Source organism: Ensifer sp. D2-11 (assembly GCF_054161295.1).
This window is the reverse complement of sequence record NZ_CP096435.1, coordinates 444,423-467,112: the sequence shown is the minus strand read 5'-3', so window position 1 is coordinate 467,112 and position 22,690 is coordinate 444,423. Positions and strand designations below refer to the sequence as shown.

Here is a 22,690-nt window from a genome sequence, read left to right as displayed (position 1 = left end):
ATAGGAATGACAAGCGCATCTTTCTCGAAGAGCGGCCTTAAGGCCCTGCTGACTCCGGACAATTGTGTTCTGATGCTTATCGATCACCAACCTTTTCAGGCTGCGGCGGTCAAAAACATCGACGTCGGTACAATGATCAACAACACGGTATCGCTTGCGAAAACGGCCAAGTCCTTTGGTGTCCCGACCCTTCTTACAAGCGTTCTCAAGGATAGAGGCGGCTTGATCTTCAAACAGATCACAGACGTTTTTCCGGAGCAGACGCCAATCGACCGCACGTTCATCAACACCTGGGAAGACGAACGCTGCGTCGAGTGGGTGAAGGCCACCGGCCGCAAAAAAGTGGTCATCGCCGCTCTTTGGACCGAAGTCTGCCTTGCATTTCCCGTCATCCATGCCCTTGGCGACGGCTATGAGGTCTATTTCGTCACCGACGCCTCAGGTGGCACCAGTGTTGAAGCCCACGAAATGGGCATTGCTCGCATGATTCAGGCAGGTGCCGTGCCATTGACATCTGGTGTGTTCATGGCCGAATTGCAGCGCGATTGGGCGCGTGCCGAGAGCGCTGCCCAGATTGCCGAGATCATCCTCGAGCATGGTGGAGCTATTGGCACGAGCCTGGCATGGGAACTGCAATTGCTCGCTGGACCGCACGGCGCAGAGGTTCCGAGCCATTGACTTAATCGCCCCGAGCCGCGCCGGCAGAGTTTTCTGCCGGTGTCTATGGCTCGGCTCGCGAAGAGTTTAGCGAGAGCGGCGTAAGGCTAACACAAATGCGGATCATTCCCATCTGACAACAACGTTCGCCATGGGCGAACTTGCGCCGTAGCGCGTGCAAGTTCGGATGGCAGCAACGGGTCGAAGGGAGCCGTTCTTCAGTTCTTCACGAGGCCTGCGCACGGCTTGTTGCGAGGATGTTCACGTCTGGGCTGAAAAGATCGCATAATGTATCCACTGGCACTGACCCGCTTCTCCAGGTCTGGTGGCTCTTTTTGAACAACTAAGCGATGGCCGTTGGGCCGTTGGCGATCAGTATGGTGGTATGGTGGGCCGGCAGGACTCGAACCTGCACGGCCCGGATGCTGCTGGATATTTACGAACTTAACAAACTTGACGAACTTCTGCATCTTGCCTAGATTGTAGCGCAGGAGGCTGAAGACCATGCCCACTACGAAAACTGTTGCCAACGAGCCCCGAACCGGTTCTTCCAACATTGCGCTCTCGATGAAGCTACCCCGGAAGGCAGATTTCGAGAAGGCGTTGATCAGGCAATACGCTAAGGCGATTAAGCTGAGCCGAAAGGCCGGCCATCAGGTCAGTTTCCGTGTCGTCGTGGATCCGCCGGCCGGAGCGCAGACGATTTCAGTTGTTGAAGAAGAACCGCAGTCTCATCAGGATGCTTTTCCGGTAGAAGAGGTGCCAGAGCCGAATGACGAGCTCCAGGCAGCGTTGACTGCTGCACGGGAGCGCGGCCGGCGTCGGGTGGCGGAGATTCTCGCGGAGAATGATATGCTGAGCGCCGAAACGTTCGCGGACCTGCTCGGCGTTTCGCGGGTCACGGTCAATACAAAGCGCCAGAACGGGCAGGTTCTTGGTCTCAACGGAGCCAAGCGGGGCTTTCGTTTTCCGTCATGGCAACTCGACCGGGACGGTCGGCCCTATGCCGTACTTCCGAAACTGCACGAGATCCTCGGCGGTGCATGGGCGGTTTATCGCTTCCTTGTCACGCCGCATGGCGCTTTGGATGGCCGGAAGGCTCTCGATGCGCTGAAACGCGGTCAGGACGATGAAGTGGTTGCAGCGGCTGAGAGTGTCGCCCGCGGTGATTTTCTCTGAATGACCGCAATAAAGCCGCCTCCAGGTTTCGAGAATTCCCGTCTCGACATCGAAACCATTCCTGCCGGTCGTCGATTTGGACGTATCTATGCGAGCGCCTTTCCCGACCCGTTAGGATATGGAAAGACGCCGAGCCGGTTCAGTGATGGCGTGACCCGGGAAGGCGGTTTGGCGTCGTCTATTTGGGCGACACACTCAAGGTCTGCTTCCTGGAAGCGGTCCTGCGTGATAGGCGCGATGGTCTCGTGGGCGATCTCCCGATCGAGGAGAAGGAGATCTACACGCGGCGCTGATCCACTGCGAGGAGATGGGACGTGTCCAGATCAGGGGAATAGCCTATCCGGTCGCGACCTATCGCGTCGTCGACCTGAAGGCGAATCTGGCCAAGGGCTGCAGTGCCATTCGAACCGAGCTGCCCCATCTGAGGATCGAGGCGGAACCGGAACTCATGTCGACCGGCGAGCGCGAAGTCGCGGTGACCGCTCTTCGCGAGACACTCGACCGACTCTGTCGTCAGAAATAACTTGCCCCGGGCTACGAACTAGGTTGTCGCTGATCGCGTGCTTGTTCGAAGGACGAAAGATACCTCCACCGGCGCTGGTGCGGAAGATTTAGCCGGCCCGCGGTACGAATCCGGTCAAGGCGAGGGACAGGAGTCGACATCCGGACAGGGTGGCATGTTCCCGACTTCTGATCGTCTCAATCGGGTGGGAACGAGCTGTCAGGTCACCAGCTATCCGACGGCACGAGTGCGCCATGAGCGGACAATAAGCTTACCCTTGCTTTCCCTAAGGCAGCAAGGACGAGTGGATAGCTCAACCGGGTTTCGCCACCCGCTGCGTATTCTCTTCGCAACAGGGCAGCGCTAGTTCTTAAATCCCTGACCCGTCGAGCTCTCGCTCGTCTTCGCCTTCCCAGGGTGAGGGCATAGAGGTGCGATTGAGATTGGCCAAGGGCATCGGCATCCAGCACTTCAATTCCGGCTCGGCGTATTCGATGATGCGGCCGGGCGAGGAATCAGAGGCGCGCCAGCCATCTGCACCGAACTGATCGCCATTCGACCAATATACGAGGTCAACTTCTGCCGCCCCCTGTTCGGACGGGCGGATCGTGACGAGGATCCGACTGCCGTCTTTCGGCGCGCTTGCCATGTGGCGCCAGGGGTCTGGCTCGGCCATCATTCTTCCTCCTGCCTTGCTGCAGTTGCAAGTGTTGCCTCGCCATTTAAAACGGTCAACTCACACTTTGCACAGCCCATCGTCTAACACTGTCCGGTCAGGCGCTCCAGAGGCGTACCATCGCTCCTCGGCGGCATATCGTAGCGTGGGTCCGCCAGCACGTCAGATGCAACAGCAGCAAACCGGTCGATGTGCGCGGGCGAGGGGAACGCGTGCCAGCAGGGACGATCTCGATCTTGGCATGTTCGGGTTTTGTGTTTTCAAGATCGCATGATGGATCGACCGGAACTGGCGGTTGGTTGGTAGACCGCGCGTATCAACCACAGGCCGCGCCACTCTCTATATATTATCCTGCATATTTCGCGACTTGGCGACAAGCGCGCCGACATAGTCTTCGAGCGTGGTCTCGCCGCGGTCGAAGGGCTCCGACATGGCAAAGCCGCTATCCACGCTGACCGCGGTCATTCGCGCATAAGACTCGGCCGCTGCGGCAGAGAAGCCCAGCTCCCTATAAGCCGCGATCCATTGATCGCGCGGCGTAACCTCGACCCTCACCGGATTGCCGAGCGCGGCCGCGAAGGCATTCGCGACATCCTGGGGCGAATACCGCTCGGGTCCTTCGACGTAATGCACATCGTGATCGTGGGGCGGCTCCAGCAGATGGCGCGCGGCCGCTTTGCCAAGATCAGCGGGGGCGACCATTGGGATCTTCATGTCTGCCGGCAACATGGTCGGCAACACGCCATCCTTCGCCGCATCGAGCAGGTTGTCCCAGTTGCTCATGTAGTAGGCGCCGCGCTGAACGGTTGCTGGTATCGGTTGCGCGGCCAGCGCCTGCTCGAAATCGTAGAGGACGTTGAGATCGCCGCAGCGCTCGCCCGGTTGAGCGCCATAGGTGGATGCGACTACGACCTTCTCAAGCCCGGCTTCATCGAGCGCGGCAACGATGCTCCGAACAGTAGCATGTTCCTCACGATCGGTGTCGGTCGAGACATCGGCGTTCGGGTTCAGCAGGAAAGCACGCGTGCCCGTCCTGAACACCGCGCTTAACTCGTCGCTGTCGCGCACGTCCACGACCGCGGTCTGTGCGCCGCGTTTGCGCCAACTGGCAACGCTGCCTCTGCTGTGAAGGACGGCCGTGACTGGATGGCCTCCATTCAGCAACGTCGTCACTACGGCCGAGCCGACATGGCCATTTGCACCGATCACAATGAACATGCAGAACTCCCATAAGGCTGAGCCGAATAAACATTCCGCTTCGCCGATGGTTCCGTGATGAAACAACAGGACGGGCGCAGCCTCAATGCCGCAATGGTCGGCCCGAGCGTCGATTTGTTTTCCGCCTTGAGAACTTCAAGCGCGATTAGCGCCTTTCCTGCCGCTTAATCTTTTCCGATGATCGGTGCCGATGAATCAAAGCGTCGATACTAATCGCCGTGTGGACGCTGGCTATCATGGAGGGCTTTGACAAATTCGCTCCGCTCTTTGTCGGTTGGGAACTTTCCGCCGACGAATTTCCCGCATGTAGCCGCTAAACGAGGACGATGAATCGAGCGTCCGTAAATTGGCAGACTTTTTGATTTCGGCAGCCAACTGCGTTCCCAGAGGCGGGCCAAACTCCGCACTCGCGCCCGCACCAATTACGACAGTCGCGTTTTTTCGTATCACGGCCCGCTCCGGAAGAATTACCGGTGGCAGCATTGCGACTTGAGCACGCGACCGGAATATGCGCGGAATGTTCTCCCCAAGAAAAACCTGAGCTGTGGTGGTCACTGTCACGGCATCAGCCCGACACCAACCATGGCCCGGGGCCACGCTTTGGTCTGGAGCGCTCGACTGCTTGTCGAGATCTCTCTGGACGGATCTTGGAGGCTGAATATTCCAGCAATTGGTCAGACTGCGAGCCTTTGCCGAACTCCGAACCTGCAGCCTGAGTTGTGCACGGCGATGTTCTCGTTCTTTGCTCAAAGGATCGCACAATGTATCGTGCGGAATGCAGCGCTGTGGTCAAAATGTCGAAAATAAGAAAACATCCTGTCGTCTCAGCCATTTAGGGGTGATTGGCAGGTCTCAATCTCTCGTGGCCATGTCCTGTTCCTAGCTTTTCTGGCAATGCTCAACTGAACGCAAGAGAAAGCCAAACGAGCGCACCGGCAGAGATAATGATCATCGCGATCGCTATTCGCTCGACTGCTTTTTCGGTCATCTGTAGCGGCGCTCCGGGAGCTTAGCTTTGCGATGTTCACATGGTCCGAGCTGGAGCTAGGGCTGTTGCCCTCTTATGTCGATAGGACCTTAGTCCGATGCTAAAGGTAAGGTCTTGGGACGGGAGCTGAACGGCCTTCGACGGCTCGGCCACACGCTCGTAGGCCATCGGCTAAGGAAGATCTCACTGATCTCGTTTGGGTCGAAGCTCCGGCTGACCGGCAATTCTTCGGCGACGGTCGAGCCAGCGCATCGTTGGCGTGACGGTCAGCCCATGGGTGATGATGGATATAAGGACGATCAGAGCAACAGCAGACCAGAGCCTGCTCACCTCTTCGAAATTGGCCATCCCCGTTGCGAACGCAAGATAATATATCGAACCGAGCCCGCGAATACCGAAAATGGCGATCGCGGCTCTGTCTTCCTGCGGTAGGGTTGAGGGCATGCTAAGCCAACCGGCGGCCGGTCTGACAATCAATAAGATGAAAAGCGCGAATGAAACCAAGCGCCAGTCGAGTTCGTCGACGAGCTGGCCAACACTGACGGCCGCTCCGAAGCAGACGAGAAGCACCATCATCAGCAGTCTTTCGATTTGCTCGGAGAAGTCATGAAGCTCCTTGTGAAATTCGTGGTGCCGGTCAACGGTACGGAAGGAGAGGGCCGCGACGAAGACGGCCACAAACCCGTAGCCGTGGACGAGTTCGGTAAAGCTATAAGCGAGGCAGGTGATCCCCAAGGCGACAAAACCGTCGCCGGTGCGCACGAGCGCGGCCCCCTTTGGGAGACGGAACGTGGCAAAACCAAGCAACTTGCCGATTATCCATCCCATCACGACGCCTGCGAAGAGCCGCCATACTACGTCTAGAAGTAGCCAATGAGAAAACCAGTCAGGTTCCCCGTGGGCAAGTGCGATTGCGATCGCAAGGTATACGAAAGGGAAGCTGAGTCCATCGTCCAAGCCAGCTTCAGATGTGAGTGCGAAGCGGACTTCGTCCTCTGTGCCAGTCTGCGGCGGCCCCACCTGGACGTCACTGGCGAGCACAGGATCGGTCGGCGCAAGACAGGCCGCCAGAAGGATCGCCGAAGCAGCTCCAAGCTCAAGTATCCAGGAGGCGCCAACGGCCATTACGGCGATTCCCAATGGCATTGCGACACGGAGGAGCCGCCAGATGTGGCGGCCGACCTGGTGGAAAAGGCAGGTATTGCGACCGAACGCGTCGCCGGTTCTCGACGGTACGCGTCTGTTGGAGCCCCTCGCAATGCTGAACATCCAATTCGGCTAAGGACTTGGCAAGGGAACGTCCATCGCCCCCGGCCCGGACCGCCGTCGGGGCCGCTCGTCGGCCCTAAATATGCGCGGAACCCTTCGCACATTACTCTCATAAATGGCGTTTTAAGACACGTTTCGTCGCTCAACGGTGAAATGTACGCAATGTGTGATGTTACTGTTCGGACCGTCGCTGGATGGGTGCGTGTCACCGCATAGGACGCAGGGAGGCACATGTCGCAGGAGGTCCGAGGCCGGGTTTTGATCGCGGAGCGCAACCCACTGGTGATTGCCGCTCTTCGCGGACTTTTCTCCGAAAATGCCCGGTTTTCGATCATCGATACGGCGCGGACATCAGCCGAACTTTGCGAGAAGCTTGCCTCCATCGAGACGGACTGCGTGCTGCTCAGTTGGCAGCTCGACGATGCAGAGGCGCCCGAGGTGCTTGCGGAACTCAGCCGGCTGGGGTTCGATCCACGGATTGTTCTCTTCGCCGATACCAGCAATCCTTCGGTCCTCAACGAGACGATCCGGCTTGGTGTAAACGGTCTCTGCTACCAATTCGAAGATCCTGAAATCCTGTTCGCGACGCTCACCGCCGTAATGCAGGGTCGGATCTGCATTCCCTATACGGTGCTCTCGAAAATCTCGAACACGCCATTCCAACAGCTCACCTCTCGGGAAAGTGAGCTGCTCGGCATGCTGGCCAACGGTTGGACCAATATTCAAATCGCCGCACGAACAGGCATTTCCGAGAATACCGTGAAGTACCACCTCAAAAATCTTTACGACAAGCTCGAGGTGCGCAACCGCGCCATGGCGGTCGCCCTTTACGCCAAGGAACGCCGGCGCAATCCGAAGTGACTACCTGCGGGTAGTCTTTCACTACTCATCTTTTACAAGTGACCACCCGTTAGGGCCGCTCGTGCGCTGCTCGTCGGGCATTCTTTTTTGCCTGAGTGAGTGTTGTGCGGACATGGTCCGGAAGGCAGCTTTGGCACCGAGGAAACGCCGTCCGCGGACGCAGCCATTGGAGGAACGATGTCAGGCTACAATCATCTTTTCATTCCCGGCCCCACCAACATTCCCGAACAGGTTCGCCAGGCGATGAACCTGCCGATGGAAGATATGCGCTCCCCTCGATTTCCCGAGTTGACATTGCCGCTCTTCGCCGACGTCAAGAAGGTCTTCAAGAACCAGAACGGCCGCGTTTTCATCTATCCATCCTCGGGCACCGGCGCCTGGGAAGCGGCGATGACCAACGTGCTTTCACCCGGCGACAAGGTTCTCATGAGCCGTTTCGGCCAGTTCTCGCATCTCTGGGTGGACATGGCAGAGCGACTGGGCTTCGAGGTTGATTGCCTCGACATGGAATGGGGCACCGGCGTGCCGGTCGACCTCTATGCCGAACGTCTTGCCGCCGATAGGACGCACCAGATCAAGGCCGTCTTCGTCACGCATAACGAGACCGCGACTGGCGTGACCTCTGATGTCGCCGCCGTGCGCGCGGCGCTCGACGCCGTCGGTCATCCGGCATTGCTTTTCGTCGATGGGGTCTCCTCGATCGGCTCGATCGACTTCCGCCAGGACGAATGGGGCGTGGATTGCGCCGTTTCCGGTTCGCAGAAGGGCTTCATGCTGCCAGCCGGCCTCGGCTTCCTCTCGGTCAGCCAGAAGGCGCTCGAGGTGTCCAGGACCGCGCGCCACATGCGCTGCTACTTCTCCTTCGAGGACATGATCAAGACCAATGACACGGGTTACTTCCCCTATACACCGCCGACGCAGCTCCTGCGCGGCCTGCGTGCCTCGCTCGACCTGATCTTCGAGGAAGACCTCGAAACGATCTTCGCCCGCCATCATCATCTCGCGAACGGCGTCCGTGCCGCGGTTTCTGCCTGGGGCCTGAAACTCTGCGCGACCGAGCCGAAGTGGCATTCCGATACCGTCTCGGCGGTCCGCCTGCCCGACGGCATTGATGGCGTCCAGGTCATCAAACATGCCTACAGCACCTACAACACCTCGCTGGGCAGCGGCCTCTCCAAGGTGGCGGGCAAGGTCTTCCGCATCGGCCACCTCGGCTCGCTGAATGAGGTCATGGTTCTGGGTGCGCTTTCGGCCGCTGAACTCACGCTGCTCGATTGCGGCTTGAAGATCGAGCCGGGCTCCGGCGTGGGCGCAGCGATCAAGCAGTTTCGCTCTGCCGCCACGGCGTCGACCGCCAAGGCAGCCTGAAGAGACCGGAAGGGGAAAACTCCGTGAGCCACACGATACATCATCTCAGCCGGCTGCGCCTGCAGCGAAGCGAACTCGCCGTCCCGGGCTCTAATCCGGAGATGATCGAGAAAGCCGCCAGTTCCGAGGCCGACTACATCTTCCTCGATATCGAGGATGCGGTGGCGCCGGCGGACAAGGAGCGCGCTCGTGCTAACATCGTCGCTGCCCTCAATCAGATCGACTGGCCCGGCCGCGGCAAGACGATCTCGGTCCGCATCAACGGGCTCGACACCCACTACATGTATCGTGACGTCGTCGATCTTATGGAACAGGCAGGCGACCGGATCGACACGCTGCTGGTGCCGAAGGTCGGCGTGCCGGCCGATCTCTACATGGTCGAGGCCATGGTCAACCAGATCGAGATTGCCAAGGGCTACAAGACCCGCGTCGGCCTCGAGGCGCTGATCGAGACCGCGCTCGGTATGGCCAATGTCGAGGCCATTGCATCCTTTGGCGGCAGGCTCGAAGCGCTGCATTTCGGCGTCGCCGACTACGCCGCGAGCCTGAAAGCCCGCACCGTCAATATCGGCGGTCTCAACCCTGACTATCCCGGTGACCAGTGGCACTTCGGCCTGTCGCGGATGACGGTTGCCTGCCGCGCCTACGGTCTGCGCGCCATCGACGGCCCCTTCGGAGATTTTTCCGATCCCGACGGCTACAAGGCCGCTGCCCGTCGTGCCGCGGCCCTTGGCATCGAAGGCAAGTGGGCGATCCATCCGAGCCAGATCGCCTTGGCCAACGATATCTTCTCTCCGCCGGAGAAGGAGGTCGACCGGGCCCGCCGCATCATCGATGCGCTGAAGCTTGCCGAGAGCCAGGGAAAGGGCGCGGCATCGCTCGACGGCAAAATGATCGATGCCGCCTCGGAACGCATGGCTCGCAACGTGCTCGCCACCCATGACGCAATCACCGGCCGCCGCTGACAGGAGGGACCCATGGACATTCACGAATATCAGGCCAAGGAACTACTCTCCCGCTACCACATCCATATCCCGCGCGGCGGCCTGGCCTATAGTCCCGAGCAGGCGGCTTATCGCGCCAGGGAGATCGGCGGCGACCGGTGGGTGGTGAAGGCGCAGGTCCACTCCGGTGCGCGCGGCAAGGCGGGCGGTATCAAGATCTGCTCGTCTGACCACGAGATCGTCGAGGCCGCCGATTCCATGCTCGGCCGCACGCTTGTGACGCACCAAACCGGGCCGCAGGGAAAGCTAGTCAGCCGCCTCTATGTCGAGGAGGCGATGGATATTGCGCGCGAGATTTACATCGGCTTCGTGCTCGACCGAAAATCAGAACGCATCATGATCGTTGCCTCGTCTTCGGGCGGCATGGAGATCGAGGAGATCGCCGAAGCCGAGCCGGACTCGATCATCCGCGCGACCGTCGATCCGGGGGTCGGCATGCAGGATTTCCAGGCCCGCGAGATCGCGTTCGGACTGGGCATCGACAATGCCTTGATCGGCCGCGCCACCCAGGCGCTGCTCGGTTGCTACCGCGCCTTCGTCGACTACGACGCCTCAATGCTGGAGATCAACCCGTTTGTGGTGACGCGCGGAGGTGACCTCGTGGCTCTCGACGCCAAGATGAGTTTCGACGAAAACGCCCTCTTCCGACGACCGCATATCTCGGAGATGCGCGACAAGAGCCAGGAAGATCCGCGCGAGACATACGCATCGGATCGCGGCCTCTCCTATGTCGGCCTCGATGGCAATATCGGCTGCATCATCAACGGTGCGGGCTTGGCCATGGCCACCATGGACATGATCAAGATCGCCGGCGGCGAGCCCGCGAACTTCCTCGATATCGGTGGTGGCGCCTCGCCCGAGCGGGTGGCGAAGTCTTTCCGGGCCGTCCTGACGGACAAAAACGTCGAGACCATCCTCGTCAACATCTTCGCCGGCATCAACCGCTGTGACTGGGTGGCGGAAGGCGTGATCAAGGCATTACGTGAAGTCGGCGTTCCGGTTCCGCTCGTCGTCCGCCTGTCCGGCACCAATATGGAAGAGGGGCGGCGCATCCTCGCCGATTCAGGCGAGAACATCATCATCGCGGAAACGCTGGCCGAAGCGGCCGACAAGGCGGTCGCCGCCTGGCGTTCGTTCACTGCCGGCAAAGCTGCCTGAGGAAATCCAAGTTATGTCCATTCTGCTTGACAAGAACACCCGCGTCATTGTCCAGGGCTTCACCGGCAAGATCGGCAGCTTCCACGCCGAGGACATGAAGCGCTACGGCACCAATGTCGTCGGTGGCGTCACTCCCGGCAAGGGCGGCCAGACCCATCTCGGCATGCCGGTCTTCAACACGGTGAAGGGCGCCGTGCAGGAAACCGGTGCGGATGCCTCGATCGTCTTCGTGCCGCCGCCCTTTGCTGCCGACTCCATCAATGAGGCGGCGGATGCCGGTATCCGGCTCTGCGTTTGCATCACCGACGGCATTCCCTCCCAAGACATGATCAGGGTCAAGCGATACATGAGGCGCTATCGCTTCGAGGATCGCATGACCCTGATCGGGCCGAACTGCGCGGGGATGATCACGCCTGGAGAGGCGATGATGGGCATCATGCCGGGGTCGATCTATCTGCCCGGCCGCATCGGCATCGTCGGCCGGTCGGGGACGCTCGGCTATGAGGCCGCAAGCCAGATGAAGGCGCTCGGGATCGGCGTGTCGACTTCGGTCGGCATCGGCGGCGACCCGGTCAACGGGTCGTCCTTCAAAGACATGCTGGAACTGTTCGAAAAGGATCCGAACACCGATGCGGTCCTGATGATCGGCGAGATCGGTGGCCCGCAGGAGGCGGAGGCTGCGCTTTGGGCGCGCGACCATATGAAGAAGCCGCTGATCGCCTATATCGCAGGCCTTTCGGCCCCGAAGGGCCGCCGTATGGGTCATGCCGGCGCGATCATCTCCGCCTTCGGGGAATCGGCACAGGAAAAGGTCGAGATACTGAAGAGTGCGGGTGTCGCGATCGTTCCGACCCCGTCGTCCTTTGGCGAGACCGTGGCGGAAGTGCTGTCCGCCATAGGCAAGGCCGCCTGAATGGGAGAACCCTGTCGCCAGCGCGACAAAGCAGGGCGCGGACAGCGATGGGGATCAAGGTCGCCGAGAATATCACGACCGTCGGAGGATCGTATGGCTGGTTCGGCTGCTCGGTAGATGGTGGCCAATAGTTTAACTGGGAGGACCAAAAATGCAGCAATCACGACCTAGTCAAATCGATCCGGCCGTATTCTGGCCAGCCATGTTCATCATCCTGGGGTTCGTCGGCTGGGGCACGGTGTTTCCTGAAAGCCTGTCCTCGAGTTCCAAGGTGGTTCTCAACAGCATCATCGACGGCTTCGGTTGGGGTTTCGTCGTTTCTTCGGCCGGCTTTCTGATCTTTGCACTCTTCCTAGCCGTCAGCCGCTTCGGCAAGATCCGGCTCGGACAGGACGGCGAACGGCCGGAATTCCGAACTGCCTCGTGGATCTGCATGATGTTCAGCGTCGGCATGGGCATCGGCCTGATGTTTTGGGGCGTCGCCGAACCCATCTATCATTTCGACAGCCCGCCTCATGGGCAGGCCGTCCCGAGAAGCCTCGAAGCGGCCCTCGTCGCGATGAAGTATTCCTACTTCCACTGGGCGCTTCACCCCTGGGCCATTTACGCGGTAGTTGGCCTCGCCATCGCCTATTTCACCTTCCGTAAGGGAAAGCCGAACCTGATCTCCGCTGCCTTCACGCCGATCCTCGGCGAGGCCGCAAGCGGGCCAATCGGCAAGGCGATCGATGTGCTTGCGCTCATCGCGACACTGTTCGGAACAGCTACGTCACTCGGTCTCGGCGCGCAGCAGATCAACAGCGGCATTAACTTCCTCTGGGGAACGGGCGTTTCCAATGCCATCGCGCTGACCATCATCGGCGTCATGACGGTGCTGTTCATACTCTCTGCGGTGTCTGGCGTGGGCAAGGGGATCCAATTCCTCTCCAACATGAACATGATCATCGCGATGGTGCTGCTGATTTTCCTGGTGTGCATCGGACCGACGATCTTCATCTTCAACACCTTCACGGAATCGCTGGGCTTCTATCTGAGCGACCTGGTGACCATGTCGTTCCGCACGGCTGCCTTCAGTGACGGCAAGTGGCTGGGGAGCTGGACTATCTTCTACTGGGCCTGGTGGGTCTCCTGGGCGCCATTCGTCGGCGTGTTCATCGCCCGCATCTCGCGCGGACGCACAATCCGCGAATTCATCATCGGCGTGCTGCTGATCCCGAGTGGCGTGACCTTCATCTGGTTCACGATCATGGGCGGTACGGCGCTCCATTCGGAACTGTTCGGCGCCGGCGGCATCGTCGACGCTGTTAACAACCAGGGTGCGGCCGTCTCGCTCTTTGCCCTTCTGGCGCAGTATCCATTCGCCTGGCTGACATCGTTGATCGCCATCTTTCTTGTCGCGATCTTCTTCATCTCAGGCGCGGATGCAGGCGCGGTTGTGATGGGAATGCTTTCATCACGGGGAGCCCTGGAGCCAAAGCCCGGTGTTGTCGTCCTTTGGGGTGTGCTTGCCGGTGCCTCGGCCGCGGTGCTTCTGGTGATGGGCGGGCTTCAGGGCCTCCAGACCGCGTCGATCATTGCGGCCGCACCGTTCCTGTTGGTGATGGTCGGGCTTTGCATTTCGCTATGGCATGCCCTTCTCGATGAGCTCGAAGAAGGAAGCGGGCGTCGGCCGGTGACAGCATCCGCTACGCCGGAAACGGGAAATGTCGAAGCTTCCGGGCTTGTCCCTGAAGTAGTGTCGTGATCTGGGATCGTTCAGCTGCACGGCCGGTCCACGGGCCGGCCGTGCAGAAGTGGTCTCTAACTAAACCGCCAAAGGACCGCCCGTGACAGCCCTGTCGCCGCTAGGGGATTTTATGTCGGGCCTGTTGGCTACTCGCTGCGGCACGATTTGAGTGGAACTGCACTTCAGTCGTGCAGCAACCGTAGCGAGGTCTTTCAGACGGCACAAACCCGGTTCCGGCAATTGCGAGTTACTACAACGGCGTGTTCAGGATCTAGGAATTGTGCAGTCATGCGAGAGACGTCGTCGAGGCACATTATGCGGCCGGCGCACATGCGTCCGAACGCGCCGCCGGCGCTTTCATGCTGCGACCCCGCGCTTCCTGCGGCGAGCACCCAAACATTTCGCGATAGCACTTGGAGAAATGGGAAGCCGACACAAAGCCGCACGCGATAGCGACTTCCACGACAGGTATCGTTGACTGGGCCAGTAGCAGTTGGGCGCGCTCGAGACGGAGCTTCAGGTAGTAGCGGGCCGGGGAACAACGCAGTTCGGTGCGGAACAGTCGCTCGATCTGGCGCCGCGAGAGCCCGATCGACGCGGTCAGCTCCTCCACTTGCATGGGCTCGGTCAGGCTCTTCTCCATCTTTTCGACCAGCTTCATCACGGTGGGATCCTGAACGCCAACGCGTCGGGCGAATGGAAGACGCTGCCGCTCTCCGGGATTGCGCACGCGGTCGACAAGAGCGAGTCCGCATATGCCGCTCACAACATCCTCGTCGAAATCGCGCTCAATGATGTGGAGCATCATGTCGAAGGAAGCGGCCCCGCCGGCGCAGGTATAGATGCTGCCATCGACTTCGTAGATCCCGGTGCTGACGTTTACCGCGGGAAAGCGCTCGGTAAACCCGGGTTGATTCTCCCAATGCATGGCGCATTTTCTCTCGTCGAGCAGCCCGGCTCTAGCCAGAACATAGGCACCCGTGCACAGGCCGGCGACTGCGACGCCTCGATTTCGACACTCGCGCAGCCATGCGTCGGCCCCACGGTCACAATGCCGCTCGATGTGCTTTCCCCCGCAAACGACTGATATGGACGGCCGTAGCCGGCCGTTGAGATGCTGCCTCTCGGCCGCCACAGAACTATCGGCTTCAAGGGTGAGGCCGCAGCTTGCACGGACCTTGGCGCCGTCGGAAGTGACCACGCGCCACGAATAGGCTTCGTAACCGACGACGGCGTTTGCCAAGCGCAAGGCATCGAGCGCCGATGAGAACGCCAGCATTGTGAAATCCGGCACAAGGTAGAATGCGAACAAACGCTGTTCTGCGCTCACCACTTTCATGCACAATCCTCCCTGGACGGCTGAGCAACCTCGCGTTCCGGCAGCGGCGCATGGCAATCTTTCCCAGCTGCTTGGAGTATTGACCCGTAGTTAGAATCCTGAAAAGAATGATTGCGTCATACCGGCAGTAGAAATGAGACATCAAACGATGGCTGCAAACCAGTTTCTCCCGAGGAGCGTGCCGCGCGACCAGAATACGCGTCTGACGGTGGGGTTCGTTCTGGTGCAGCGATTTACGCTTTGCGCCTTCGCCAACTTCGTGGACGTGTTGCGCCTCGCCGCGGATGAAGGCGACCGTAGCCGGCAGATTCAATGTCAATGGAAAGTTCTTGCCCCCGACATGAGGCCGATCACTGCTAGCTGCGGCGTTTCCGTTCAGCCTCAGGAGGTGTTCGGCGACCCCAAACTGTTCGACTATATCGTCGTGGTCGGCGGCCTTATTAGCGAAATGGACCGGCCTGACGACAGGGTGGGAGGTTTCTTGCGGCAGGCTGCCGCCGTCGGAGTTCCACTCGTGGGCCTTTGCACCGGCACATTCATCCTTCATCGTGCCGGATTAATGGAGGGCTACCGCGGCTGTGTGAGTTGGTTCCATCATCAGGATTTTCTCTCGCGGTTCGACGGGCTGAAGCCAGTATCCGACCAGATCTTCGTCGTCGACCGCGACCGCCTGACTTGCTCGGGTGGCACTAGCACGGCTCAGCTTGCGGCATTCCTGGTCGACAGGCACATCGGCAAGGCTCAATCCACGAAGAGTTTGAACATCATGATGATCAGCGGGGCGGAGGAGGGGGGAACACCCCAGCCTGGTCTGACGCTCGACTTCCGAACCAAGGATCCACTTGTCAGGAAAGCACTTCTCCTGATGCAGCAACGTCTGGACGCGCCACTCTCCGTGGCCGAGGTTGCGAGGCTTCTGGACGTTGGGAAACGATCTCTTGAACGGCATTTCAGGAAGGCACTTGGGATCTCGCCTCTGTCCGCGTTCATCGAAATGCGGCTTTCGGTGGCGCGTCACATGCTCGAGAATACCGACAAGTCGATTGCTATGATCGCAGCGGAAAGCGGTTTCTGCGATTCCTCGCACCTCAGCCGGATGTTCCGGAGGCGGTTCGCAAGCACACCGCACTATTTCCGCGCGTCCTTGGAGTCTTAGGGCGGCAAGAGAAAGACTCCCGATTGAAGCGTCGGTTTTGCGTATTGTTTTTGCGCGGCCCACGATAGGTCGCTTACCGCAGTCGCCGAACTTGGGCGTCCCGCGGCGTCCCTTTCCCCATTAGTTCCCGTCGAGGCCGTCGATGCGTTGCCAGCGCCGGCGCGGCAGCAATCCTTGACAGCAGGCAAACCCATGACGCATTCCGCGTGCTGTTCGGCGCATATGAGGTCTTCTTTCTGAAGTGTTCGATCCACTATCCGCGCATCCTCACGCCTCGAAACAGATAGGCAGATCATGATGAATATCGCGCAGATGCAGGAACAGCGACTGAAGGCACTCCAACTGACCAGATCGGGCGCGCCGAGGCTGCCTTCCAATCCGTTCTTCGGCGTCGGCCCGATCACCGATGCGACTACCGACGAAGTGGACAGCCGCCTGCGACGCATCGCCTTCGACGCCTGGATCGAGAAGACCTATCGCAAATTCGACGACAGGGGCAACGACATCGGCGGTTTCACCACTGCCGAGATTTCGCGCAGCATGCACCGCGGCTATCCGGCGGATAAGATTCTGACTGACATGATGCGGGCGATCCATCGCTATTTCGGTTTCCCGAAGACGAATCGCATAGCGGTGGGCCTTGGCGGTGGCCACAGCGGCTTCACCGTCTGCGTCCAGCACCTGATGAACGCCAACGACGCTTCCCAACGCATCTATGTCGATACGCCGCGGCCGGAGAGCGATTCGTCAAAGGCCGCCGGCTTCTTCCGCCAGTCCTGGGCCACTCAGCTGATCGAGATGCAGCGCTTTGCCGAAAACGGCTGCGAGAGCCGCATCCATTTCGCAGTTTCAGAAGGCGTGATCCCGACGGCAGCCGAGCTCTCGGCCCTCGGCGTCTCGATCTTCGTCGGTGTCGGCCACGAGACGACCGGAGCCAATGCCTATACCAGCCGCGAGATCCGCGAACTCTTGAGCTGGATAGACGGTGATCCGGCAAACCGCCACGCGGTGTTCGATGCCACCTCGATGCTCGGCGCCATGCCGTGGGAGCCTGAACTGGTTGCGGCCGTCATGGTGAAGTGCTGCCTTTTCATGCCGTTCCAGAAGGCAATCGGCGGGGTCTCCGGCTATTTTGTCGCCTCCTTCACGCCGCATGCCTTGGCATTGGTCGAGCGGAACCAGCAAGACCCTGCCTGGGCGATCCCGCGCCAGCTGAAGATCGCGCCGCCGATCGATCCCAGGCAGCCGTTTTCGGCCAAACGCTCCGTCGATGCCGGGCCGTTCTACGATGCCGCCGAAGACCGCATGCTTGGCGGCGTTATCAACACGTACAGCGCGCTCGCCTTTGCCGAGACCACCTTTGGCCTGTTGGAGTCGGAGGCGCGCGTAGGCTCCGTTGTTGACCTCAACCGCCGCTCCGCCGCCAACCGCAAGGTGATCGACGAATGGGTCGCGTCGCATCCGCTTCTGTCGCTGACTGTCAGCGATTCCGAGCGGCGCGGCGCGGCGGTGACGCTGCTGAAGGTCGAAGACGACGGCATCACCGATCCCGACATCCATGCCCGCATCATCGCCCGTTCGAAGCAACTGCTCGGGTATGAGGGCATTACCCATCCAAACGGCGAGTACGAGCCCGGCCTCGACGCGGCCCGGTACGTCAATGCCTTTCCAGGCACACCCGGCGACTATCGCGCCTGGGTCGGCGGCATCCGCGAGCCGGAAGATGTCGTCGCGCTGCTGGAGAATCTCCAATACGCCTATCTGCGCGCCAAGATCGTTGTTCTCGAAGAGGAACTGGCGAAGAACGGCGTCACTTTCGAGGCCGCGGCCAGGGCCGACGGCGCTATCCGCAAGGACGATCCCTCCCGCGCCTATACTGTGCTGATCGCCGATCTGGTCGGACTGCGTTTCGGCGCCGACGGCCAGCCGGATCATAGCGAGATTAAAGCCTATATCGAGGAAAAGGGCGGCGTCTTCCATGTCGGACCGCTCGGCGACCGCTCCGCGCTCGAGAAGGGCCGCATCCACTTCTTCTACCAACCGAACCTCAGCACCGAGGCGGAGATCCTGCCGCAGACCGACAAGGGCCAGTACGACGCGCTGATAGCGGCGGCGACCTTCATTCCGGAGGCCTCCCTCTTCCCGCTCGGCGGCGTGCGCATCGGCGCTGGTACCGGCAACATGGGCTCGGCCTCCTGGGGCGGCGGCAACGGCGAGGGCGGGGACGCGCCGCTGATGAACACGCCGGGCATCAACAGCCGGGCGACCGCCCAAATGGCGATGAAGGCGATTTTGAAGGTCGTTCCCGACCTGCCGGTCGACAGGCTGCACCGCATGGTCGCCGAGGGTGACTTCGACACAGGCCGCCAGCTCAAGGATTTTCCGACGGCCAAGCTCGAGGGCCGCAAGATCGCCGTTCTCGGCTACGGCAATATCGGTCGCGAAGTCGCCAAGCTCGCCAAGGCCTTCGGCATGAAGGTGGCGATCTACGCTCGCGAGCGTCACAAGCGCTGGATCGAGGCGGAAGGCTTCCGATACTCCGCAAGCCCGGTCGCGGCGGCGAGGGGTGCCGACGTGCTCTCCGTCCATATCGGCCTCGGCCGCCTTGACGCGGCGACCGGCGTCTATTCCAACGCCGGAGCAGTCGATGCGAAGGTGCTCGGCGCTATGAACGACCGCGCGGTGCTGGTCAACTACGACCGGGGCGAGGTCGTCGATGCCGCGGCCCTCGACGAGGCGCTCTCGTCCGGCAAGATCGCGCACGCGGCTATCGACGCCGACCTCTTCAAGGATGCCGCCACCGGCAAGCTCAGCGGACCGATGCTGCCTTATCTGCCGCTCGAAGAGAAGCACAAGGGCAAGCTCGAACTGCTGCCGCATGCGGCTGCCGACACAGACCATCCTTCGCGGGTAACCGGTGCGAAGCAGGCGGTCGACCAGATCTTCGACGTCATCCGCTTCAAGTCGGTCACCAATCTCAAGGGCGATCTGCCGGACGGTTACGTGTCGGCCGGCAGCCGTGCGCCAGCCGGCATCGGCCGGGTGACGAAGCAAGTCGTGACCGAGGTCGGCAGCAGGGCGGAGCTTTTGGAGGAAGTGCGGCAGACGTCGGAAAAGGTCGCGGCGATCCTGGGGGCGCTCTCTGGCGTTTCCGATCCGAACCACCGCGGCCGGATGATCGATCGGTATACTGGCCTCCTCGTCGAAAGTGTCGACCGGCAGCGGGTGCTGCTGGAGCAGCTCGGTCTCTACGGGCCGGCGGAGGAGTGAGACACGTTGACCCCTGACGAGCGCCGCCGGTTTCTGACCGCACTTTGGTGCCGCCGCGCCCTAAAGGCCGCGCCGCCGTGGTCGGTGCTGGCCAGGGCGGGCGCAACAGCGAGTTCCTTCTATCCTCCGGCGTCGACATAAACGGCAGGATCGACATCTCGGCGATCGCTGCAGTATCGACGGGAACTCACGACCTATTTGCAGTAATCAGGTGCAAGGCAGAATTGCCCCTTGTGACCGTCGCTGTTGACAGCTTGCGATCGAATGTCGCCAGCTGCCCGCCACGCGCCTTGGCGAGCGCAAGCAGGTAGGTGTCAGTCACCTGACCCGAAGTTAAGATTTTCGTGGGAGCGATATCGCCTGACCCGACAAAGCTCACATTGTCGGCCAAAAACTGTGACCGGGGAGCGACCGCAATTTCGGACTGGGCGGCATGTTGCCGGCTTCCGATCGCCTCAGCCGGGTCGGGAACCGTCACCCAAGCTGGCACGCGCGACGGTCGAATTGCGCCACAGGGTCCATTCTGCAAAACGCGGCGACGATGAGATCGGACCTCAGCTCCGCCATCGGAGCCTAAATGGCGCGTTCGCCATCACTCTTTCGTCGGCTCCCAGAGTTCGACCGGATTGCCTTCGGGATCGTGAATGCGGGCAAAGCGACCAACTTCTGAGTTCCACTCGGCCCGAGTTTCCACCGCGATCCCGCTTGCTCTCAGTTTTGCCATGAGCCCAGCAAGATCATCGACGCGGAAGTTAATCATCCACTGCTGTTCCGCTCGTCCAAAATAGTCGGAATTCTCAGAGAACGGCCCGAAAATTGTCGTCCCTGCCTCTTGCTGCCATACGGACTTGTGTAGGTCGTCAATCCCAAGATGCTTCTCGTACCATTCGGCGAGCCCAGCCGGGTCCGCCGCCCTGAAGAACACACCACCAATCCCAACGACCTTCGGCATGGGTTTCTCCTTAGTAGTCTAGGAGAGGACAGTGCCGGTGCAGGCGCTCACATGCAACTCGAAGATCAAGCTTAACGTGACGTTCGCTTAGGACCCATTCGAGCCATTCGTCGTCCCGGGCACCAACGACTGCAACGGGTCGAGAATTCGCCTTCATCAGCGTCGTGGATGGGTGGCGAGCGGTCGCCCGCTGCAGCTGGCACGGGACGGGCTGCCGTGCACGACAAAGCCCTAGTCAGCTCTGAGGCTATAGGCCTCCCTTCATGGCCCATCTGGATGACGTACAAAAGAGACGTCCATTCAATAGCCTAAGCGTGTGGGCTTTTGGCCGTGGCGCGACGAATGCCGGCCCTGAGCTATTCATGAGTTTAGCGGTGGAGCAATTGGCTTGGCGCTTCTGCTATAGTTCAGCCCGGCAGATGGCATCGAACTGTTCCGCCAGCTCGGCGAGTGTGATCTCACCCAATCTGCCGATTAGCAGCTGTTCGGCTCGGTTCAGTGCATCGGCGACCGAGCTGTTGACGACCCGTTCGACTGCGCAGGATGGATTGGCGTTGTCGATGCCAATCGCGAAGATGTGACGACCGCCAACCGCCCGATGAATATCCAGCAACGTCGTCCTGTTCAGGTCGCAGGCAATCGTCCAGCCACCTCCCTGCCCAGTGACAGATCGAACATAGCCGCTGGCGCGCAAGCCAGCCATGGTCCGACGAACGACAACAGCATTCGTCTGGAGCATTCCGGCGATCTGCTCGGACGTATAGGGGCGGTCATGCCGTGCCATGTGCAGCAGGACGTGGAGCATGCGGGACAACCGGCTGTCGGCTCTCATGATACTCCCTGCGAAAGATACGCCAGATCGGCGTTTTTCTGATTGCCCGTTCGCCGCTCTATTTCTCTTTCCAGCAGGTACATGACGACATGCGGTCCGACATTGGTGCCGGCAGCGGATGCGTGAGCCAGATGAGCGGCGGGATCGGCGGCGTTTCCGACGGCAAAAACGCCCGGCCTGCTTGTACGGCCGGCGCTATCGACCCGCGCCAAGCCCATTGCGTCGACGTCGCACAAGATTGCGGCGAGATCTGAGGCCGCGACGATGTCAGCGGCAATCCACGCAGCGTCGCAAGCGATCGATTTCCCCTTGCGCGTCGTCAGCGCTTCAAGGCGCTCGCCGCTGTGGACCAGTCCCGTCACCTCGTCGACTATCACGTCGATATCCAGAAGCCGCAGGCGATGGAGCTCGGCGTCGGTGAACGCATGTTCCGAAACCACGGTCACATCCCGGGACCACATCCAGACCCATGATGCCATATGGACCAGCCTCGTCGGCACTCCGAAGACGACGAAGCGCTTTCCCTGCACCTCATAGCCGTCGAAGCACGGACAGACGCGAAGATCTCTACCCCAGACCTCGGGCAGCCCGGAAAGTGGAGGCAGCTTGTCGATCAGCCCGGTTGCAAGAACAACGGTGCGGGCAATGCTTACCGAATGGCCGTGATACACCTCGAAAAGTCCATCGGCGCGTGGCGTTACGGAGGTTACGCTCTGGGGTTTGATCTCGATCCCATACTTGAGAACCTCGGCGCGGGCTCGGGAAAGGAGCTCCCGGGGCGACAACCCATCGAAGCCGAGATATTCGCGGACTTGCTCAACGCTTTCAATGCGGGTTTTTCCTCCGTCGAATACCATGACCGACCTGCCTGCTCTGCCGAGGAACAAAGCAACGCTTAGGCCCCCAACACCGGCGCCTATGACTGCCGTGTCTATGACAAGTTTCATATCGCTTTCGCCCTGAACTTCATTCGGGTCTCGAGCATAGAGCATGCAGTCTTAATTGCAACATCAGTTGTTACAATTCGTCGCGAGAACTACGGTTGCCAGCGATATCTGCTGCGCTGAGTGAGTCGTGGCTTCCTCCTCCGCAAGTGCTTCGAGACGACGAGCAAGGCCCGCAGGCGCCAGCGCTGCGTCAGAGCAATGAAAACCTTCAACCCGCCAGAAGCCGTGACAGAATCGTTCCTGCCGCAATGCGAGCAAGACCAAACCAGCGAAGCTCCAAGAGCTGCGGAGTTGGTGCGGCGGAAGGCAATTGTTGAGCGCGAGCAATAGCACCGGTCGACGACTCGCAATCGTTTGTTGAACTCGAAGAACGTCCGGACCGAGGAGACTCGATCTCACGCCGACGTCTCCGGCCGGGCGAAAAAGGGGAACGCGTCCGCGTGGGGTCCTCGACCATGCCGAGAGAACGAGATGCCGTGAGAACGCCGCCCCGTCACGAGGCCGTGACCGGCATGCTGGTAGCGCATCCGCCGCGGAACTCGACGTAGGCGAGCACCGCTGTTCCTGAAACGGAAACACCGATCGCTGCCGCAGCAGTCGCTTTGTCGATGTTAAGCCCTGTCATGATTGGGCCTCTTCATGCTCATCCCGGACTCCCGGCTCCGCTCCGGAGGG

18 protein-coding genes and 2 pseudogenes are annotated in these 22,690 nt (G+C 60.5%); 11 read left to right on the top strand and 9 right to left on the bottom strand.

The features are described from left to right. The first annotated feature begins 6 nt into the window (after positions 1–6). The 3 genes from M1D34_RS28000 to M1D34_RS27990 all read left to right on the top strand — a co-directional run bounded on the left by M1D34_RS28000 (position 7) and on the right by M1D34_RS27990 (position 2,359). The gene (locus M1D34_RS28000) at positions 7–678 is read left to right on the top strand and encodes a hydrolase (protein ID WP_498785978.1); all 672 of its coding nucleotides are present in this window, start codon (positions 7–9) and stop codon (positions 676–678) included. A gap of 483 nt (positions 679–1,161) precedes the next feature. Continuing rightward, the gene (locus M1D34_RS27995) at positions 1,162–1,836 is read left to right on the top strand and encodes an XRE family transcriptional regulator (protein ID WP_498785976.1); all 675 of its coding nucleotides are present in this window, start codon (positions 1,162–1,164) and stop codon (positions 1,834–1,836) included. A gap of 307 nt (positions 1,837–2,143) precedes the next feature. Then, complete coding sequence (locus tag M1D34_RS27990) at positions 2,144–2,359, top strand: hypothetical protein (RefSeq protein WP_498785975.1); 216 nt, start codon at positions 2,144–2,146, stop codon at positions 2,357–2,359. Positions 2,360–2,708: 349 nt separating this feature from the next. On the opposite strand, the gene M1D34_RS27985 is transcribed toward M1D34_RS27990, so the two are convergent. The 3 genes and pseudogenes from M1D34_RS27985 to M1D34_RS27975 form a co-directional block, all read right to left on the bottom strand. Continuing rightward, positions 2,709–3,014 carry a hypothetical protein gene (locus M1D34_RS27985; protein WP_498785973.1) on the bottom strand — a complete coding sequence of 102 codons (306 nt, stop codon included), beginning with the start codon at positions 3,012–3,014 and terminating at the stop codon, positions 2,709–2,711. Positions 3,015–3,353: 339 nt separating this feature from the next. Beyond that, positions 3,354–4,232, bottom strand: a complete 879-nt coding sequence (locus M1D34_RS27980; protein WP_498785971.1) for an NmrA family NAD(P)-binding protein — start codon at positions 4,230–4,232, stop codon at positions 3,354–3,356. 1,171 nt (positions 4,233–5,403) lie between these two features. Next, positions 5,404–6,387: pseudogene (locus M1D34_RS27975) on the bottom strand (cation:proton antiporter); the annotation flags it as partial. A gap of 333 nt (positions 6,388–6,720) precedes the next feature. Here M1D34_RS27975 and M1D34_RS27970 point away from each other — a divergent pair. The 6 genes from M1D34_RS27970 to M1D34_RS27945 all read left to right on the top strand — a co-directional run bounded on the left by M1D34_RS27970 (position 6,721) and on the right by M1D34_RS27945 (position 13,537). Continuing rightward, positions 6,721–7,350, top strand: coding sequence for a LuxR C-terminal-related transcriptional regulator (locus tag M1D34_RS27970; protein ID WP_498785969.1), 630 nt, complete (start codon positions 6,721–6,723; stop codon positions 7,348–7,350). A 177-nt stretch (positions 7,351–7,527) separates the two neighbouring features. Further along, positions 7,528–8,718 carry an aminotransferase class V-fold PLP-dependent enzyme gene (locus M1D34_RS27965; RefSeq protein ID WP_498785967.1) on the top strand — a complete coding sequence of 397 codons (1,191 nt, stop codon included), beginning with the start codon at positions 7,528–7,530 and terminating at the stop codon, positions 8,716–8,718. Positions 8,719–8,741: 23 nt separating this feature from the next. Next, positions 8,742–9,683: an HpcH/HpaI aldolase/citrate lyase family protein gene (locus tag M1D34_RS27960; RefSeq protein ID WP_498785964.1), complete on the top strand. Its 942-nt coding sequence runs from the start codon at positions 8,742–8,744 to the stop codon at positions 9,681–9,683. Positions 9,684–9,695: 12 nt separating this feature from the next. Further along, the gene (locus tag M1D34_RS27955; RefSeq protein WP_498785960.1) at positions 9,696–10,880 is read left to right on the top strand and encodes a malate--CoA ligase subunit beta; all 1,185 of its coding nucleotides are present in this window, start codon (positions 9,696–9,698) and stop codon (positions 10,878–10,880) included. A gap of 13 nt (positions 10,881–10,893) precedes the next feature. Beyond that, entirely contained in the window at positions 10,894–11,793 is a 900-nt protein-coding gene (gene sucD, locus M1D34_RS27950; RefSeq protein WP_498785958.1) for a succinate--CoA ligase subunit alpha, read from the top strand. Between the two features lie 151 nt (positions 11,794–11,944). Next, the gene (locus M1D34_RS27945) at positions 11,945–13,537 is read left to right on the top strand and encodes a BCCT family transporter (protein ID WP_498785955.1); all 1,593 of its coding nucleotides are present in this window, start codon (positions 11,945–11,947) and stop codon (positions 13,535–13,537) included. Between the two features lie 295 nt (positions 13,538–13,832). On the opposite strand, the gene M1D34_RS27940 is transcribed toward M1D34_RS27945, so the two are convergent. Beyond that, positions 13,833–14,858 carry a GlxA family transcriptional regulator gene (locus M1D34_RS27940; RefSeq protein WP_498785953.1) on the bottom strand — a complete coding sequence of 342 codons (1,026 nt, stop codon included), beginning with the start codon at positions 14,856–14,858 and terminating at the stop codon, positions 13,833–13,835. 148 nt (positions 14,859–15,006) lie between these two features. On the opposite strand from M1D34_RS27940, the gene M1D34_RS27935 reads away from it, so the two are divergent. Both M1D34_RS27935 and M1D34_RS27930 read left to right on the top strand, forming a co-directional pair. Next, positions 15,007–16,014: a GlxA family transcriptional regulator gene (locus tag M1D34_RS27935; RefSeq protein ID WP_498785951.1), complete on the top strand. Its 1,008-nt coding sequence runs from the start codon at positions 15,007–15,009 to the stop codon at positions 16,012–16,014. A gap of 294 nt (positions 16,015–16,308) precedes the next feature. Further along, positions 16,309–19,284 (top strand): NAD(P)-dependent oxidoreductase, encoded by a 2,976-nt coding sequence (locus M1D34_RS27930; protein WP_498785949.1) that lies wholly within the window; start codon positions 16,309–16,311, stop codon positions 19,282–19,284. A 187-nt stretch (positions 19,285–19,471) separates the two neighbouring features. On the opposite strand, the pseudogene M1D34_RS27925 reads toward M1D34_RS27930, so the two are convergent. From M1D34_RS27925 to M1D34_RS27905, 5 genes and pseudogenes are all read right to left on the bottom strand, one after another. Next, a pseudogene (locus M1D34_RS27925) lies at positions 19,472–19,704 on the bottom strand (PIN domain-containing protein); the annotation flags it as partial. A gap of 172 nt (positions 19,705–19,876) precedes the next feature. Continuing rightward, positions 19,877–20,236 (bottom strand): VOC family protein, encoded by a 360-nt coding sequence (locus M1D34_RS27920; RefSeq protein WP_498785948.1) that lies wholly within the window; start codon positions 20,234–20,236, stop codon positions 19,877–19,879. Positions 20,237–20,636: 400 nt separating this feature from the next. Beyond that, complete coding sequence (locus M1D34_RS27915) at positions 20,637–21,068, bottom strand: Rrf2 family transcriptional regulator (protein ID WP_498785946.1); 432 nt, start codon at positions 21,066–21,068, stop codon at positions 20,637–20,639. Continuing rightward, positions 21,065–22,015, bottom strand: coding sequence for an NAD(P)/FAD-dependent oxidoreductase (locus M1D34_RS27910; protein ID WP_498785945.1), 951 nt, complete (start codon positions 22,013–22,015; stop codon positions 21,065–21,067). The genes M1D34_RS27915 and M1D34_RS27910 overlap by 4 nt, the downstream gene beginning before the upstream one ends. Positions 22,016–22,508: 493 nt before the next feature. Beyond that, the gene (locus tag M1D34_RS27905) at positions 22,509–22,640 is read right to left on the bottom strand and encodes a hypothetical protein (protein ID WP_498785943.1); all 132 of its coding nucleotides are present in this window, start codon (positions 22,638–22,640) and stop codon (positions 22,509–22,511) included. Between the last annotated feature and the right edge of the window lie 50 nt (positions 22,641–22,690).

Excerpts from the sequence above, each read along its gene's own strand:
- M1D34_RS27995 (WP_498785976.1), top strand. The coding sequence starts at position 1,162 with ATGCCCACTACGAAAACTGTTGCCAACGAGCCCCGAACCGGTTCTTCC.
- M1D34_RS27935 (WP_498785951.1), top strand. The coding sequence starts at position 15,007 with ATGGCTGCAAACCAGTTTCTCCCGAGGAGCGTGCCGCGCGACCAGAAT.
- M1D34_RS27915 (WP_498785946.1), bottom strand. The coding sequence starts at position 21,068 with ATGAGAGCCGACAGCCGGTTGTCCCGCATGCTCCACGTCCTGCTGCAC.
- M1D34_RS27945 (WP_498785955.1), top strand. The coding sequence starts at position 11,945 with ATGCAGCAATCACGACCTAGTCAAATCGATCCGGCCGTATTCTGGCCA.
- sucD (WP_498785958.1), top strand. The coding sequence starts at position 10,894 with ATGTCCATTCTGCTTGACAAGAACACCCGCGTCATTGTCCAGGGCTTC.
- M1D34_RS27955 (WP_498785960.1), top strand. The coding sequence starts at position 9,696 with ATGGACATTCACGAATATCAGGCCAAGGAACTACTCTCCCGCTACCAC.
- M1D34_RS27980 (WP_498785971.1), bottom strand. The coding sequence starts at position 4,232 with ATGTTCATTGTGATCGGTGCAAATGGCCATGTCGGCTCGGCCGTAGTG.
- M1D34_RS27985 (WP_498785973.1), bottom strand. The coding sequence starts at position 3,014 with ATGGCCGAGCCAGACCCCTGGCGCCACATGGCAAGCGCGCCGAAAGAC.
- M1D34_RS27905 (WP_498785943.1), bottom strand. The coding sequence starts at position 22,640 with ATGACAGGGCTTAACATCGACAAAGCGACTGCTGCGGCAGCGATCGGT.
- M1D34_RS27990 (WP_498785975.1), top strand. The coding sequence starts at position 2,144 with ATGGGACGTGTCCAGATCAGGGGAATAGCCTATCCGGTCGCGACCTAT.
- M1D34_RS27910 (WP_498785945.1), bottom strand. The coding sequence starts at position 22,015 with ATGAAACTTGTCATAGACACGGCAGTCATAGGCGCCGGTGTTGGGGGC.
- M1D34_RS27940 (WP_498785953.1), bottom strand. The coding sequence starts at position 14,858 with ATGAAAGTGGTGAGCGCAGAACAGCGTTTGTTCGCATTCTACCTTGTG.
- M1D34_RS27970 (WP_498785969.1), top strand. The coding sequence starts at position 6,721 with ATGTCGCAGGAGGTCCGAGGCCGGGTTTTGATCGCGGAGCGCAACCCA.
- M1D34_RS28000 (WP_498785978.1), top strand. The coding sequence starts at position 7 with ATGACAAGCGCATCTTTCTCGAAGAGCGGCCTTAAGGCCCTGCTGACT.
- M1D34_RS27965 (WP_498785967.1), top strand. The coding sequence starts at position 7,528 with ATGTCAGGCTACAATCATCTTTTCATTCCCGGCCCCACCAACATTCCC.
- M1D34_RS27930 (WP_498785949.1), top strand. The coding sequence starts at position 16,309 with ATGATGAATATCGCGCAGATGCAGGAACAGCGACTGAAGGCACTCCAA.
- M1D34_RS27920 (WP_498785948.1), bottom strand. The coding sequence starts at position 20,236 with ATGCCGAAGGTCGTTGGGATTGGTGGTGTGTTCTTCAGGGCGGCGGAC.